Origin of the sequence: Ligilactobacillus apodemi DSM 16634 = JCM 16172 (genome assembly GCF_001434405.1) — a bacterium.
Classification (GTDB): domain Bacteria; phylum Bacillota; class Bacilli; order Lactobacillales; family Lactobacillaceae; genus Ligilactobacillus; species Ligilactobacillus apodemi.
In genome coordinates this window covers 873,072-888,196 of sequence record NZ_AZFT01000053.1, presented here as the reverse complement: position 1 = coordinate 888,196, position 15,125 = coordinate 873,072, and the positions used below count along the sequence as shown (strand labels likewise).

The 15,125-nt window shown below is 38.0% G+C and carries 16 protein-coding genes; 10 read left to right on the top strand and 6 right to left on the bottom strand.

The genetic code is table 11. From position 1 onward, the window contains the following. Window positions 1–103: 103 nt before the first annotated feature. From FC32_RS09660 to FC32_RS11025, 4 genes are all read left to right on the top strand, one after another. Window positions 104–664 carry an ABC-2 transporter permease gene (locus tag FC32_RS09660; protein WP_235722464.1) on the top strand — a complete coding sequence of 187 codons (561 nt, stop codon included), beginning with the start codon at window positions 104–106 and terminating at the stop codon, window positions 662–664. 14 nt (window positions 665–678) lie between these two features. Next, window positions 679–837, top strand: a complete 159-nt coding sequence (locus FC32_RS10645) for a hypothetical protein (protein WP_155891438.1) — start codon at window positions 679–681, stop codon at window positions 835–837. Between the two features lie 90 nt (window positions 838–927). Beyond that, the gene (locus FC32_RS11030) at window positions 928–1,071 is read left to right on the top strand and encodes a hypothetical protein (RefSeq protein WP_235722466.1); all 144 of its coding nucleotides are present in this window, start codon (window positions 928–930) and stop codon (window positions 1,069–1,071) included. Between the two features lie 217 nt (window positions 1,072–1,288). Beyond that, the gene (locus FC32_RS11025) at window positions 1,289–1,849 is read left to right on the top strand and encodes a Fic family protein (protein ID WP_235804347.1); all 561 of its coding nucleotides are present in this window, start codon (window positions 1,289–1,291) and stop codon (window positions 1,847–1,849) included. Between the two features lie 58 nt (window positions 1,850–1,907). Here FC32_RS11025 and FC32_RS09650 read toward each other — a convergent pair whose 3' ends face one another. Further along, complete coding sequence (locus FC32_RS09650) at window positions 1,908–3,521, bottom strand: APC family permease (protein WP_025086833.1); 1,614 nt, start codon at window positions 3,519–3,521, stop codon at window positions 1,908–1,910. Between the two features lie 145 nt (window positions 3,522–3,666). Between FC32_RS09650 and FC32_RS09645 the strand changes: the two genes are divergently transcribed. From FC32_RS09645 to FC32_RS09630, 4 genes are all read left to right on the top strand, one after another. Continuing rightward, window positions 3,667–4,506, top strand: coding sequence for a phosphotransferase (locus FC32_RS09645; RefSeq protein ID WP_025086834.1), 840 nt, complete (start codon window positions 3,667–3,669; stop codon window positions 4,504–4,506). Between the two features lie 134 nt (window positions 4,507–4,640). Next, window positions 4,641–5,789 carry a D-alanine--D-alanine ligase family protein gene (locus FC32_RS09640; RefSeq protein ID WP_056957418.1) on the top strand — a complete coding sequence of 383 codons (1,149 nt, stop codon included), beginning with the start codon at window positions 4,641–4,643 and terminating at the stop codon, window positions 5,787–5,789. Between the two features lie 59 nt (window positions 5,790–5,848). Then, the gene (locus tag FC32_RS09635) at window positions 5,849–7,354 is read left to right on the top strand and encodes a glycerophosphodiester phosphodiesterase (protein WP_025086835.1); all 1,506 of its coding nucleotides are present in this window, start codon (window positions 5,849–5,851) and stop codon (window positions 7,352–7,354) included. After that, window positions 7,354–7,902, top strand: a complete 549-nt coding sequence (locus FC32_RS09630; protein WP_025086836.1) for a DNA-3-methyladenine glycosylase I — start codon at window positions 7,354–7,356, stop codon at window positions 7,900–7,902. Before FC32_RS09635 ends, FC32_RS09630 begins: the two co-directional genes overlap by 1 nt. A 50-nt stretch (window positions 7,903–7,952) precedes the next feature. On the opposite strand, the gene FC32_RS09625 is transcribed toward FC32_RS09630, so the two are convergent. The 3 genes from FC32_RS09625 to FC32_RS09615 form a co-directional block, all read right to left on the bottom strand. Further along, the gene (locus FC32_RS09625) at window positions 7,953–8,444 is read right to left on the bottom strand and encodes a universal stress protein (RefSeq protein WP_025086837.1); all 492 of its coding nucleotides are present in this window, start codon (window positions 8,442–8,444) and stop codon (window positions 7,953–7,955) included. Window positions 8,445–8,719: 275 nt separating this feature from the next. Beyond that, window positions 8,720–9,016 (bottom strand): hypothetical protein, encoded by a 297-nt coding sequence (locus tag FC32_RS09620; protein ID WP_025086838.1) that lies wholly within the window; start codon window positions 9,014–9,016, stop codon window positions 8,720–8,722. A 324-nt stretch (window positions 9,017–9,340) separates the two neighbouring features. Then, the gene (locus FC32_RS09615) at window positions 9,341–10,609 is read right to left on the bottom strand and encodes a replication-associated recombination protein A (protein WP_025086839.1); all 1,269 of its coding nucleotides are present in this window, start codon (window positions 10,607–10,609) and stop codon (window positions 9,341–9,343) included. 169 nt (window positions 10,610–10,778) lie between these two features. Here FC32_RS09615 and FC32_RS09610 point away from each other — a divergent pair, with 169 nt between their 5' ends. Further along, window positions 10,779–12,845, top strand: a complete 2,067-nt coding sequence (locus FC32_RS09610) for a bifunctional glutamate--cysteine ligase/glutathione synthetase (protein WP_025086840.1) — start codon at window positions 10,779–10,781, stop codon at window positions 12,843–12,845. Window positions 12,846–12,893: 48 nt separating this feature from the next. Here the strand turns inward: FC32_RS09610 and FC32_RS09605 are convergent, their stop codons facing one another. Then, window positions 12,894–13,349 (bottom strand): YueI family protein, encoded by a 456-nt coding sequence (locus FC32_RS09605; RefSeq protein WP_025086841.1) that lies wholly within the window; start codon window positions 13,347–13,349, stop codon window positions 12,894–12,896. Window positions 13,350–13,450: 101 nt separating this feature from the next. Beyond that, window positions 13,451–14,059: a 30S ribosomal protein S4 gene (gene rpsD / locus FC32_RS09600; RefSeq protein WP_025086842.1), complete on the bottom strand. Its 609-nt coding sequence runs from the start codon at window positions 14,057–14,059 to the stop codon at window positions 13,451–13,453. A gap of 275 nt (window positions 14,060–14,334) precedes the next feature. Between rpsD and FC32_RS09595 the strand changes: the two genes are divergently transcribed. Beyond that, window positions 14,335–15,114, top strand: a complete 780-nt coding sequence (locus tag FC32_RS09595) for a polysaccharide deacetylase family protein (protein ID WP_025086843.1) — start codon at window positions 14,335–14,337, stop codon at window positions 15,112–15,114. Window positions 15,115–15,125: the final 11 nt, after the last annotated feature.

The following is a 15,125-nucleotide window of genomic DNA, read 5'->3' as shown; positions in this document are numbered from 1 at the left end:
TAGTAAAAGGGGTAAAAATAGATGAAAGGACTACTATATAAAGATTTTCAACAAATTTGGGCGCATACAGCGTATTTTATTTTTAGTGGCAGCACTTTTGGTAATGCTTTTTTTAAAGGAAGCTGGAACGTTATTTTTGGCAATGATCTTACCTTTAACTCTAGCAGCATTACCAACCAGTTTGCTAGTGGCTGACCATGAAAGTGGCTGGGAACAATTTGTTGGTGTCTTTCCGCTTTCAAAAGGCAAAATAGTCCTAGCACGTTACTTGTTTTGTTTGTTGTTGATAATTTTAGTGAGTGGGCTAGTTTTAGCTTTGAGCTTGGTAGCACATGCTATTTTTGGACAATACAGTTTAGAACTTCATTTGATCATTGTGGGAGTTGGTTTGTTATTTGGCATTTTGTATGTCGTGGTTTTATTACCTTTTATTTATTCTTTTGGAACTTTTGGAAATACGATCGTTAATATAATTTTTTTAGCATTGATCATGGGTGGGGGTTATGCACTACAAAAAACAAGTTTTGGGGTAACCTTTATTACTTGGCTTACCCAAGTCAATAAGGTTTTGTTAATAATAGGAACAGTGTTGTTACTTCTTGGTGGCACACTTATTTCTTTACAGGCATCCATCATGATTTATACACGAACGTTTACTGCTTAAGAAAGGAAGCTATCATGAAAAAGAAACATTATCATCAACTAGCACTTGGCTTAGCGTTCATTTCAGTTATTTTGGCACTAGGACTGCTCATTTGGGGTGAATGTGGGACGGTTTTTATCGCAATTATTCCAGTCTTACTGGCGGGGGTATTAGAACAAATGAGTCGGCGCTAAAAAAATTAGTCTAATTGCAGTAAGTGCGCTACAATTAGGCTGATTTTTGGTATAGATAAACAATAAATGAGGTAAAAAGAGGCGAAAAAATTGCGTAACTATGACTATGAAGATGAGCCTAAAAAATATTTAACACCAGAAATCGTAAATTTGATCAGTAAATTATATGAACACAAAGGAAAGCAAGAGTTATTTATTGAAGCTAATGCTGATGAACTAACTACTCCCAACTAAGAATATCATTTTACAATTACACCGAGATCTGTATTCTTTTGCGGGGGATGGCGGATATTTTAAAACGAGTGATAATCAGATAACAGAAATCAGTGTAACCGGTGAAAAGAAAGTTCGCTTTAAACCAGTCCATGCTTTTGAAACTGAGCGTGCAATCGACAATTTAAGTTGAAAATTTTTTACAAGCATTACAAGTTAAAAAATTGATCCACTGCTTTTGATTCCAATATTTATTTTAGATTTTTTAAGTATCCATCCCTTCAATGATGGCAATGGGCGCATGAGTCGCTTATTGACACTGTTACTTTATTATCGCACTGGATTCATTGTGGGAAAATACATTAGTTTAGAAATGTTGATCGAGCAAAGTAAGCAGACTTACTATGAAGTTTTGCATGATAGTTCTGTAGGGTGGCATACAAATGAAAATGATTATGGACCATTCATTAGATATTATTTAGGAATTTTGTTAAAGGCCTATACGGAATTTGAAGATCGGGTAGAGCATTTACGCTATCGCCATTTAACAAAGCCACAGCGAATTGGAGTAATAATTGAACGGTCGTTAGGCAAGATCACTAAAAAAGAAATCCTAGCCCAAGCCCCAGATATCAGTAAGACTACGGTGGAAAGGACCTTGCTTGATTTACGGAAAAAAGGGAAAATCATAAAAGTTGGACGCGGAAGAGCGACAGCTTACATCAAAAAACTACTTCATAAATCAATTATCTACGTCATTTTCCCCAAAAATGACGTAGATAATTTAAAAATGACATAGAAAAAGAAGGGATTCACCGCAATTAGGTAGCGACCTAACGCAGATGAGTCCCTTCTTTTTAGTTTTGGCGCGGTTTTTTGTGTGCGATCACAACTAAGAGCGCTAACGCAATAATGACCTCTAAGACGATGTAAACAAGGCGTAAGGCGATCTTAGTTCCGCCTAGCCAAACATCAAAGATCACGGAAAATGCAACTAACCCGATCATTAAGTACCACTGTGAACGATCAAAGGCTGTCCCATATTTGAGTTCACGACGTCTGATCGAAGGTAACAAGGCACCTAATCCGATCAAAACAACGACCGAAACGATATTGATCACCAATTCGTACCACCAAGTATGACTAAAAGTCGTAACATCTTGGGGGGCAATCCCTAAAATCGTGGCTAAAGCAGTTACTGCTAGTAATAAGAAACCAACGAGATAAGCAAGCTTGTCGTTTTTAATGAAAACGTATTGGGATGGATATTTTTCAGGATTTTTGCGAATTCGCATGAAAGCATAAAAGATCCAACAAGTTACCCCAGGTGAAATGATCCCATTTAGATTTAAGAGCCAGTTAAAAATATCATTCATTTCTGGTAAAAAGACCCCTAAAAACATGATAAAGGCACACAGAACACAGGTGAGAATATAACCATTGACTGGTAAACCGTCTTTGTTAGTCTTACGTAAAAATTCTGGCATGTATTTATCACCGGTATCTGAGATCAACATACGTGTCATCGCATCCAATAAGACTGCCAGTAACGCACACATATAAATCACCGAAGTCCACGCATAAATGTACATAAAGGTGTCGCCTAAGCCAAACTGTTCTCCTAAAGCGCGAAAGGCATAGTAAGAACCGTTCATTTTTAAGTCATTGGGTAGATGATAGGCGTTAAAGTAGATCCCTAAGGCAAAAGAACCAAAGATCGTCAGAAAAGCAGTCATCACAGCTAAAGCGATCATGGCTTTAGGAAATTCGCGTTGGGGCTTTTTCATTTGGGTAACGTAAGGCGCGATAAGTTCACATCCGTTAACGGCATAGATCAACATCCCCAGTGTTGTCCAGTATTTCAAATCAAAATTAGGAATGATCGTATGGACCGTCATCGGTTTAGTCGCCATTTGACCGCCATTTTTTGCTAAGCCGATAAAGGCTAACACGACAAATAAGATCGTCATGATAAACATCATGCCCCCGCCAACTACACTTAGAAATTCCATTGAGTTAGCCAAACGCCGTTGAATAATAATAAAAATAATGAAAATAATAAAAGTCCAAAGCGTAAATTGTGCATTTGACATGGTATCTTGGAATTTGCCTGAGCCAGTAAACGCCCAACCAAAGCCAACTACCACGGAATTGGCAGAATCGACCACGTAAGGGACTGAGGCTGCCCAATAAGTCCAGGCGGTGAAATAACCTAAAAATTCACCGTTAGTGCCCCGGATCCACGAGCTTAACCCGCCACCTTCTTGGTTAAAGACCGAACCGAGTTGTCCGACCATCAAAGAATAGGGAATAACATATAAAAAGAGCATTAAGACCCAAGAAGTGATCACGGTCATTCCTTGGTTTTTAAAATTGTACATAATATCGTCAAAACCGATCACGGTCACAAATGCCATTAATGTCAAGATCGGCCAACTAATATATTTGCCATGTGTTTGGGTATTGTCCATGAAAATAAACCATCCTTTTTTATTAAATTACAACTAAAAAGCATATCTCATGTAAGGTTAAGATTCAAGGTGTTTTAGCTTTACTTGCTCAAAAGTAGTCTTATCTACTACAATTAAGAGAGAACAAATAATAGAGAGGTTATTTATGCTGATCGATTTTTTAAATGAATATTATGATGCCAACTTAGAAACGATTCATGATGTTGCTGGCAATATGCACCTTTCAGGGCGTAGCGAGCATTATGATTGTGACTTATTTGTGAAAATTTTTAAAGATAAAGACAAGTTTTATGCCGAACAACATGTCAACCAAGTTTATTGTCCCGACATCTATCTTGATAATGTGATCTATGAAGATAACTATGTTGTTGTTTTAAAAGATCGGATAATGGAAGATATTGAAAAAGAAGATCTCAGTTTAGACCGAGTGACCTACTTTGGCGAAAAATTAGCCAAGTTTCATGAAACATTGACGGGACATGTTTTAGTTCCCGCTGATACACGTCCTTTATCTGAGCGGATCAAAGAAAAGGTCGAACTTTTCCATGGTACGCCGTATGAAACGCAGGTAAATGAAGTTTTCAAACTCATTCAAGCTGACTTAGAGCCGGCTGATATCGACTATGAGTTATTACCTAAAGTTGTTTTGCATGGTGACTTTAGTATTCGTAATCTGATGGTCTATCAAGATAATGATGTTTTGATCGACTTTGAAAGGGCGCATTTAGGGGTCGCTTACGAAGATCTGATCAAGTTTTTCTATAATGAGGTTCAAGATCTTGGTTTGCGCAATGCCTTTTTAGCCGGGTATCGTAAGCAAAAAGAATTAGAGATCCCCAATTATAGTTTGCAACACTGCTTGTTGTTCCTATGTGCCTTAGATATTTTGGAATTTCATTTAACGCATGAAAAGCAAAAATTTGGTGAAATGGCTAGTGAAATGTTAGCCACGATCAAAAAAGGTGACGCTGATCTTGCCTTATAAAAGTAGGTGAGTTTTATTACCCAAATACATGACAAAGACAGACTTTTCGTGGTATTATTTTCTTAGTTATTGGAAAATAATTTCTGATAAAAGCCGTATAATAATTTTAAATAATAGAGGATGGAAAAACCATTATGGCAGATAAGAAAATGCATATTGCATTGCTTTTTGGCGGAAACTCGTCTGAACATGACGTTTCAAAGCGTTCCGCGCACACAGTTTACGACGCATTAGATAAGGACAAATATGAAGTAACAGTCTTCATGTTTACTAAGGATGGTTTCTTATTAGGTAACGAAGATTCCATGAAGATCTTTAATGGAGCACCTGAAGATGAAGTTGTCGCTGAAGCAATCAAGGATGTTGACTTCTCAAATCCGCTTGCAAACCTTCAAAATCTTTCTGAAGTAAAGGATGTAGATCTTTTCTACCCAGTTATCCACGGTAACATGGGTGAAGATGGAACAGTTCAAGGCTTATTCCGTTTATTGAACAAACCTTATATCGGAAGTGGGATCGCTTCTTCTGCTGTTTCCTTTGACAAAGACCTTACAAAGCAATTATTAACACTTCATGGGATCCGTAACACAAAATACGTTGTGGTAACGCCAGAAACACGTGCTGATCATCCATATGAAAAATGTGCTGCTGACTTAGGTGAAACACTTTTCATCAAACCAGCACGCCAAGGTTCTTCAGTTGGGATCCACAAAGTATCTGATAAGAAAGCCTTTGAAGAAGCTTTAGATGATGCTTTCCGTTATGACTACAAAGTCTTGATCGAAGAAACGATCAACAGCCCACGTGAAGTAGAATGTTCGATCTTAGGTAACCGAACAGCTAAGGCATCTAAATTAGGTGCAGTTGTGGTACCAGAAGGTGATGATTTCTACGATTACAACAACAAATTCGTGGATGCTTCGGGAGTTGTCTTTGAAATTCCAGTTGAATTACCAGAAAAATTGACTAAAGAGATCCAACAAATGTCACTTGATGCTTTCCGCGTTTTAGATAACCGTGGTATGGCACGCATGGACTTCTTAGTTGATGAAAATGATGTACCTTACTTTGGTGAAGTAAATACTTTACCAGGATTTACTAACATTTCCTTGTATCCTCAAATGTGGGCCGTTTCTGGTATCAACTATAAAGAATTGATCGATGAATTGATTCGCTTAGCAATCGCTGAATTTGAAGATAACGCTAAGTTACACTATGATTTCCAAGAATTAGGTTCTGAAAAACTTGGTAAGGGTCTTTTAACAGACGAAGATAAGAAGTAAAAAAATAACAAGGGATGCGGTTTGACCGTGTCCTTTTTTTTGTGAGAGAGGGAGAGATGATGACAAACTCAAGATCTGATCAAGGATTGCTGATCTTAAGTTTTATAATTATTTTTTGTAATAGTTTGATGTTATACTTACCGGTAACAGCTTGGCTCTTAGTATTAGGCTTACCGTTAGTGATTACATTATTGACGCACCAAAATAATAAGGGGTATTTTGCCAAACTATTTTATCTAGTAGTTTTACTTTTCTTGTGGTTGCCCTTTAGCGCGCTTAGTTTTTCGCTAGAACGCTTAAACCAATGGGCGCTACCGCTGACGTTAAGCTCGTGGATCTTTGCTAATCGTTATTGGTTACTTGCGCTAGTCGGGATAGTCGTGGGTATCTTATATTATTTGGCGTTGCGTAGTGCAACTAAGATCTGGGATTATTTTACGACCCCGGCTTCATTTAAAGAGACGCTCAAAACCAGTTGGCAGCAAACTAAGGGCCATTTTTGGCATTATGCTAAATATTATTTTTTGTATGGCTTTGGCTTATGGCTCTTTGATTTTCTAGGATTATGGGGGACTGCTTTAGTAACTACTAAATGGTTTGCAATTATTTATGCCGTTGTTTTTTGGTTATTAAAACAAGGACTAGTCTTGAGTGCTGTTTATTTTACTTTGCAAAAGACAGCGACGAAAAAATTACAGATAGTACCTAAAAAAGGTTGGTTTTATGGGAGTTGTGGCTTACTTTTAGGCGCGCTTTGTCTACAAGTTTTCTTAGCTTATCAGGGATTAAACGTTGATCCTGGAAAAACGCCGATCGTGATCGCTCATCGTGGTGTTGATGGCAATAACGGGGTCCAAAATACACTAACAGCGCTCAAAAATACCGCTAAAAAAGCTAAGCCTGCCTATGTTGAATTAGATATTCAAGAGACGGCCGACCGGCGTTTTGTAGTCAGTCATGATAGCAATTTGCGTAAATTAGCACATAAAAATATGAAGATCGCTGATAATTCATTAGAACAGTTAATGCAAGTTAAACTGACCGAAAAGGAAAAGCATGCTTATCTAGCAAGCTTTGATAGTTATTTGGCTCAAGCTAAAAAATTAAACCAACCGTTATTAGTCGAATTAAAAGTAAACCAAGGTAGCGGAAAAGAATTTAGTGAGTATTTTTATCAATTATATGGTACGAAATTAGCGAAAAAAGACCTGGTCCATTCAGTGGATCTTTTGGCGATCAATGCACTAAAGAAAAATTCCTCGCAGTTAAAAGCAGGTTATATTTTGCCATTTAATCTCTTCAGTTTAGCCGATAATCCAGCCGATTTTTATTCGTTAGAGTATAAAACGGCAACTAAAAACTTTATCACTCAGGCACATGAAAATAATAAAAAAGTTTATTTGTGGACGATCAATTCACAAAAACAAGCGTTAATGGCTTGGGTCTTAGGGGCGGATGGGGTGATCACCGATGAACCAAGTAAGATCAAACAAGTCTTTAATTCCCATCCGACTAAAACTTATGTGACTGCTAATCTGAAATTATATTTAAAGGGGATGATTTAATGCCACGTTGCAATTGGGCCGATATTAGTCCAGAAATGACAACTTATCATGATGAAGAATGGGGGAAGCCATGTCATGATGACCAAAAGCTGTTTGAATTGATGAGTTTAGAATTGATGCAAGCTGGGCTTAGTTGGCAAACTATTTTAGCTAAACGCCAAGCTTTTCGGGAAGTCTTTTATGACTTTGATCCTAACAAAGTCAGCCAAATGACAGAAACAGATGTTAAGCGACTTTTAGCTGATCCGCGCATTATTCGAAATGAGCGAAAAATTTTAGCAATCATTAATAATGCCCAACTTGTTGTTAAGTTACAACAACAAGGAAAAAGTTTAGCCGATTTGTTATGGCAAGAAGTCGATTTTTCGCCTAAAAACAATCAATTTACTGCGGAAAAACAAGTTCCCGCTAAAACAGAATTATCAGAAAGTATCGCTAAAAAACTAAAAAAACAGGGCTTCAAGTTTATGGGTCCAACGATCGTGTATTCTTTGATGCAGGCCAGTGGGATGGTCAATGACCACTTAGTCGGTTGTAGTGAACAATAACTAAAAAGACAAGCCAACAAATACGCTGGCTTGTCTTTTAATTTAGGTGCTTATTTTTTGTCTTTCTTGTCTTTTTTAAGTGCAGGATTGTTTTCCAAGTCAGTTCTGACAACTAAAACATCACAATCAGCAGTACGCGTTACATATTCTGTAACTGAACCGATCAAGAGACGTTCAACGGCGTTTAAACCAGTTGCACCGATCATGATCAAATCAATGTTCTTTTCTTCAGGTAGATCCTTAGCGATCACTGCCTTAGGAGCACCATATTCAACGGAATAAGAAACATTTACTAACCCTTCAGCCTTAGCTTGTTCAGCGTATCCGTCCATTGTTTTCTTTGCAGTTTCAGTTACTTGTTCGACCATTGCTGTATCAAAACTAGAAATGTTTTGGAAAGCACGTGTGTCAACAACGTGAACTAAATACAAGTTAGTATCTTTACCATTACGTTTAGCTACGGCAACAGCTTTTTTGAAAGCTAATTCTGATTCGTGCGAACCATCTACCGGCACAAGAATGTTTTTATATCTTTGTAACATATTAGGATCACCCTTTCTTCTTTATCAATTTTATTTTACTTTATTTGTTTCAAAATTGAAAGTAAGAACAATTATAGTAACAAATGCTTAATAGTAATATGTAGATAAGTGCTAAGTAATATTTAAAATTAGCTAACCAGACAATGTACTACTTATTGAGATCATAAATGATCATTTAGCTAAATATCGAACTAGATCTGCAAAAGGCAGATACTAAAAAAGACAAACCTCATCTTAGGTAATGAGTGTTTGTCTTTTACTAGTCTAAATAATGCTTATAAGCGCAGATAGGTAGGCATGAAAAATGAAAGGATCAAGACAAAAAACGCATCTAACAATAGCATAATGACTTGGAATAAAACGATACCGACAAAAGCAGAAATGATCGTAAAAATGCCTAAAATGATCAAGATGATCGCCCAGATCCGCATGGCTTTTTGGAGTGAGGGATTTTCTTGGGGATGAAACACACCAAAGAATGATTTTTCAAGATGTGTAGCCAAAAAGATCCCCATATATAAGACGATCGCGCCTAAAATGACCGTCAAACCTAAGGTCAAAAGTTCTTTCACGAGCTCAAATTCCTTTCTTAAAGAAAGCTAGCGGTCAAGAATAAATCTCAACCGCTAGCTAAAGTTTTTAACTTTAGAATATCCGATGATGCCGTTAATCATCCTTGTAGTTGAACCCGCGTGTAAGCAGGAAAATGTATCACTAGTCTAACTTTTGATTTCTAATAAAAGCATATCAGCCATTAGACATCGTTGATAACAAAACTTAAAGTTGTTCGGTCAACCTTACATTTATAGGATAACGCGTACACCTCAGAAGTTCACTATCATAGTAGCACAATTTTTTTAAGAATGCAACGAAACTAATAAAAGCGTTACCAATCACTACTCATTAAAGTTTATTAGGCGTTCATACTGTTCTTTTAAGGCTTTTTCATAACGACTGCTATCTTTTGGATGGTAGTAATGCGTATCTTTTAGCTTATCAGGTAAGTATTGTTGTTTGACCCAACCATGAGGATAATCGTGGGGAAATTTGTAGCCGATCCCGCGTCCTAATTTTTTAGCGCCTTGATAGTGGGCGTCACGTAAATAAGCAGGGACCTCACCATAATTACCCTTGGAAACATCAGCTAAAGCTTCGTCGATCGCAGTGATCGCAGAATTTGATTTAGGGGATAGACACAATTCGATGACCGCATTAGCTAGCGGGATCCTTGCTTCAGGGAGTCCAATTTTTTCGGCAGCCGTGATGGCTTGAACTGCGTGGGCTGCAGCATTAGGATTTGCCAAGCCAATGTCTTCGTAGGCGATCGTTAATAATCGCCGTACGATCGAAGGTAAGTCACCAGCTTCAAGCAAGCGTGCCATATAGTGTAGCGCCGCATCCGTATCCGAACCACGGATCGATTTTTGAAAGGCGGAGATCACATCATAGTGAGCGTCCCCATCTTTATCTTGGACCAGGGCCTTTTTTTGCACACATTCTTCGATGATAGCAAGATCAAGCTTGATGACACCATCTTCAGCTGGAGAGGTAGATTTAACGGCTAACTCTAAGCCATTTAGCGCACTTCTAAGATCACCATGAGTGGCACGTGTCAAGTGAGTTCTTGCTTCAGGGGTCAAAGTGATCTTTTGGTTTCCTAGACCGTTTTCTTTATCAGTTAAAGCACGAGTGATCGCTTGATCAATATCGTGTTCGCTCAATGGTTTGACTTCAAAGATCTGGGTCCGACTGCGAATAGCGGGATTGATCGTGATGTAAGGATTTTCGGTAGTTGCACCGATTAAAATGATGCTCCCTTTTTCAAGGTGGGGTAATAAGAAGTCTTGTTTTGGCTTAGTTAAGCGGTGGATCTCATCTAAAAGTAAGATAACTGTCCCACTGATCTTAGCTTCTTCGGCGACCATTTCAAGTTCTTTTTTTGAATCAGTCGCAGCATTTAAGATACGAAAAGCGTATTTAGTTGAACCAGCGATCGCACTTGCAATACTAGTCTTTCCAGTTCCCGGTGGTCCGTACAAGATCATCGAAGAGAGCAACTTTGCTTTGACCATGCGCGCTAGGATCTTACCCGGCGCCACTAAATGCTGTTGCCCCACGATATCTTCGATTTTTTTAGGTCGCATGCGATAAGCTAACGGCTTCAAACTAATCATCCTTTCACATAAGAGTAATAATGTAACCATTATAGCAAACTAAAATAATTCCACAATAAAACAAGAGAATTTCATATTTAGTAAAAAAACGGTGATAATAGTACAAAATAAAGGCAATTTGTTATAATTATAAAAATGATAACTGTAAAGGATGATCAAAGTGAAATTTGATGAAATTGGAAATCAGATCATTGATTCAGAGCTCACCGAAGCTTTACATGCAACTGCCTTTCAAGTTGTACGTCAATGGCAAATTTTAACTAAAGATAAAAATTTAAATACCACGGAGTTTTCATTAGTTGGGACAAATAACCAGTTTGTTAAAGCCGATAAAAATCAAGTGATGTTAACTACTAAAAAGAATTTGACGTTAGAAAAAGTATTAGATGACTTAACGTTACAAGCAGAAGCGGTGCGTAAAAAACTAGGGCATGAACTAGTTTTGTGGCCGTTTTCGGAAAAATTACATGCTAGTTTGGCTAATAAAGTAGGTTCGCAAATTAGATTAACGTTACCAGAAAAACTTTTCAGTGAATTATATGCGGCTAAATTTAGCAAATCAGAGGTTCCATACGTTGATTTTAGAAACCAAGTCTATTTTAAGTTGTTACGCGAATTTAGTTTACACCAAGCCTTTTTAGTTTATCTCTTTGGTGCAACTCCATATGCTTGGGCGGTGCAGACAAATGAAACCAATGCTTCACCTAAACGAAGTATGGCAGCAGCTAGTTTGCAAGAAGCCACGGGAACGATCGACTATAGTTCGCTTGAAAATTATTTGAATTCGCTCAAAGCTAAGGATCTACCTTTAAAATTAGCTGGGAATTACCGTGACCCGCTTGAAATGAAAGCAAGTGGGGTTCATTATCTAGAGCTAGATCTCATCGACCTTGATCCATTTCACGCTCAAGGGGTAACAGCGCATCAATTACGCTTACTCGAAGTGATGAGTGGTTATTTCTTGATGAATGAAGAGAAAGCTACAACTGAATCCTTGGCAGAAGCTAATGAATTAGCTAAAGCAGTGGCCAATGAAAATCCGTTTGCAAAGACCAAGATTTTTGCAAAAGCATATGCATTCTTAAAAGAACTAGATCGTTTTGCTAAAAAATTCAATTATCCAAAATGGCAGGGAACATTCGATGTTTTAAAGAAACGGCTTGAAAAATCTGAAGAAACACCGACAACACGTCTGTTGCGGACACAAGGCAAACATGAGACTTTAGCCGATTATGGGATGTTTTTAGCCCAAAAATATCAAGAATCAGCTTTAATAAAAGAAGTAACGTTGGATAAGAACACCCAATTGATCTTAGATGAAGCTGTTGTCGCCGGAATCGATTATCATACTGTTTTACCACAGGCAGGGATCTTACAGTTGAACGGAAAGCTATTAAAGCAGGGGATCCAAACTACCAAAGATAGTGCGGTCATGAGTGAGCTATGGCAACACAAACAGACTGCTAAAGAGTTTTTGGGTAGTCAAAACGTTAATGTTTCACGGGGCTTTGTTGTAACTTCTAGACAAGAGGCCAAGGCAATTTATCCCTTACTTAAAGACAAAGCAGTAGTTATTAAAAATGCGGTGGCACCATCTGATAAAACTACGCGACTTTTCCGCATGCCACCAACTGAACACGAGTTATTAGCCGTGGTCGAACAACAATTAAAACAAACAGCAGCTGTTTTGATCGAGCAAGTTGTAGTTGGTTCGGTCTATCGTGCACTAGTTGTTAATGATGAGATCATTAGTTTAGTTGAGCGGATCCCAGCTAATGTTGTTGGCGATGGGCGTTTGACGCTTAAGGATCTGATCAGTCGCAAGAATGCACGAGCGCGGGCTGAATTTGAAATGATCGAATTAGGTGAGGTTGAAAAGGCGACTCTCAAATCACAAGGCTTGACTTTAGAAAGTGTGATCCCGCGTGGCATCCAAGTCTTATTGCGCTATGATGCAACGTATAATACGGGCTCACAAGCTTATGAAGTTTTAGATGAGATCGATCAAAGTTATTTGACCGAATTAAAACGGCAAATGGACTTGTTACAACTGCATGATGGGTCATTAGATGTGGTGATCCCTAATATTTATCAACCATATAGTGAACCAACGCACTTGACCTTTTTAAATGCGCATGCCTATCCAGCTTTAGCCTTAAATGAATTTGTCTTGTTGAAACAAGAAAAACAACCGATCGCTCAAAAAGTCTTAGCACAATTTAAATAATTACTAAAAAAGGAACGCCTCAAAAATGATAGGCGTTCCTTTTTTTGACTATTTAAAAAGATCACGTAAAGAAAAATGTTTTTTAGTTTCTTTGTCAGTGTCAGTTGTCTGAGTTAGCGGACATTTTTGAGCAACGTCGACATCATTGATATGCAAGGCAGTATCTTTTGAGCAGACTACTACAGCTAAGTCATCTGGCCCGTGTTTTAAAGTGCTATCGGTGTTGCAAGTAAACGAAACATTAGCATCTTGGGCAAATTTCATCAGCTCAGAAAGTTCAGGATTTTGCACTTTACCATTGATGATCATGTGTAATTCTGGTTGCTCTTTTAATTCTTTGGCAAGTTCAGCTAGATAAGCTGAATTTTTTAATTGTGCAAAGGTTAGGGTCAAAGCAACTCGTTCCCGAAATGTACCGAGATATTTCCGCTTTTCATCGGGTTTTAACTGCGGTGTCCCATACATTCCTTTGTTCATATGATCTTGAAGTTCATCTCCACTCATCTTATAACCACCTTTCTCATCCATTTAGTATAGCAGATTTTTTAGTTAAAAAAAGAGCCCAGCTAAAAGCTGAACTCTTAATGATAATATCAAAAATGATATTAAAGTTTGTTGTAGTATTCAACAACAAGTGATTCGTCGATGTTTGCATCGAGTTCATCACGTTCTGGTAAGCGTACTAATGTACCTTCCATTGTGTTTTCATCAAAAGAAACAAATGGTACGCGACCAACGATTGATTCTAATGCTTCCTTAACAACTTTCAAGTCTTTTGAACGTTCACGCAAGGAGATAACTTGGCCTGGTTTTACTTCGTATGAAGGGATATCCACGCGCTTGCCATCAACTGTGATGTGACCGTGGTTTACCAATTGACGAGCTTGACGACGAGTTGTAGCCAAACCTAAACGGTAAACAACGTTATCCAAACGGCGTTCCAACAATACCATGAAGTTATCACCGTGTTTACCTTCGCGGATCTTACCAGCCTTTAAGAAAAGGTTAGCAAATTGGCGTTCAGATAAACCGTATGTCATACGAAGCTTTTGTTTTTCACGCAATTGCAAACCGTATTCAGATAACTTACGACGGTTGTTTTGACCATGTTGGCCTGGTGCGTATGGACGACGAGCTAATTCTTTACCTGTACCTGAAAGAGAGATTCCTAAACGACGGGAAACTTTCCAGGATGGACCTGTATAACGAGACATTAAAAATTCCTCCAATGATTTATTTGGAGTAAAATAATGTGTGAGTTTAGTATTCGTGCATTTTATTTTGCGATTTTCACCCTTGCAGCCGAAGGGGTACTGATCGAACCTAATTGGCAATAAAATGTTGACGAGCTTACCGCTCACTGCTGCATTATTTTACACAAACGCCATTTTAGCAATTTTTTTGAGCTGTGTCAACTTAACTGAAAAAGTTTTTGTTGTACTTTACTTTTTTAGTGCTTAAAATGATTGTATTGAAATGGGGGATAAAAATGTTAAAAAAATACCATGGGGTTATGTTAGGGATTATTTTAGGACTTTTATTTTCAGTGGTCTCAGTAAATGCAGCCAAGAGTAAAACTAAGTGGGTGACCCAAGCTCAACCGGTAAAAATTCCGATCTTAATGTACCACAGTATTGAAACGCGCCCGGGAAACAGTTTATGTGTGCCAGAAAATGAGTTTGCTGAGCAGATGAAATATTTGCATGAGCAAGGGTATGTCACCTTAACTCCAGCAGAAGTTTATCATGCCTTTAGCAAAAATAAATTACCACAAGATAAAAAAGTCGTCATGCTGACTTTTGATGATGGTTATGCTAATAATTATACGGCGGCCTATCCGATCTTAAAAAAATATCATCTTAAAGCAACCATCGGGATTATCACCAGTAAGATCGATACGCCAGATATGTTGACAAGTGCGCAATTAAAAAAATTAAAGAAAAGTAAGTTGATCAGTTTAGTTAGCCATACGGTCAATCATTTCGAATTAAACCAACTCTCAGCCAAAGCCCAGTTGGAGGAGTTAACGGCTTCTAAGCAGTGGTTAGATGAAAATTTTCACCAAAAGACTAGACTAGTTATTTATCCTGTGGGACGCTACAGCGAACAAACACCGGAATTGGCTAAGCAAGCTGGCTACGATTTAGGGCTAACGACGCATCCAGGATTAGCTACTAAGGACCAAGGAATGTATCAATTGCATCGACAACGAGTTGTTCTGGGAATGTCAGAACTTGGCTTTAGTGAGTTAGTAAAAACAGCGAGCTAAATAAAAAGAGA

Excerpts from the sequence above, each read along its gene's own strand:
- FC32_RS09650 (WP_025086833.1), bottom strand. The coding sequence starts at position 3,521 with ATGGACAATACCCAAACACATGGCAAATATATTAGTTGGCCGATCTTG.
- FC32_RS09640 (WP_056957418.1), top strand. The coding sequence starts at position 4,641 with ATGGCAGATAAGAAAATGCATATTGCATTGCTTTTTGGCGGAAACTCG.
- rpsD (WP_025086842.1), bottom strand. The coding sequence starts at position 14,059 with ATGTCTCGTTATACAGGTCCATCCTGGAAAGTTTCCCGTCGTTTAGGA.
- FC32_RS09645 (WP_025086834.1), top strand. The coding sequence starts at position 3,667 with ATGCTGATCGATTTTTTAAATGAATATTATGATGCCAACTTAGAAACG.
- FC32_RS09595 (WP_025086843.1), top strand. The coding sequence starts at position 14,335 with ATGTTAAAAAAATACCATGGGGTTATGTTAGGGATTATTTTAGGACTT.
- FC32_RS09660 (WP_235722464.1), top strand. The coding sequence starts at position 104 with ATGCTTTTTTTAAAGGAAGCTGGAACGTTATTTTTGGCAATGATCTTA.
- FC32_RS09625 (WP_025086837.1), bottom strand. The coding sequence starts at position 8,444 with ATGTTACAAAGATATAAAAACATTCTTGTGCCGGTAGATGGTTCGCAC.
- FC32_RS09630 (WP_025086836.1), top strand. The coding sequence starts at position 7,354 with ATGCCACGTTGCAATTGGGCCGATATTAGTCCAGAAATGACAACTTAT.
- FC32_RS09635 (WP_025086835.1), top strand. The coding sequence starts at position 5,849 with ATGACAAACTCAAGATCTGATCAAGGATTGCTGATCTTAAGTTTTATA.
- FC32_RS09605 (WP_025086841.1), bottom strand. The coding sequence starts at position 13,349 with ATGAGTGGAGATGAACTTCAAGATCATATGAACAAAGGAATGTATGGG.
- FC32_RS10645 (WP_155891438.1), top strand. The coding sequence starts at position 679 with ATGAAAAAGAAACATTATCATCAACTAGCACTTGGCTTAGCGTTCATT.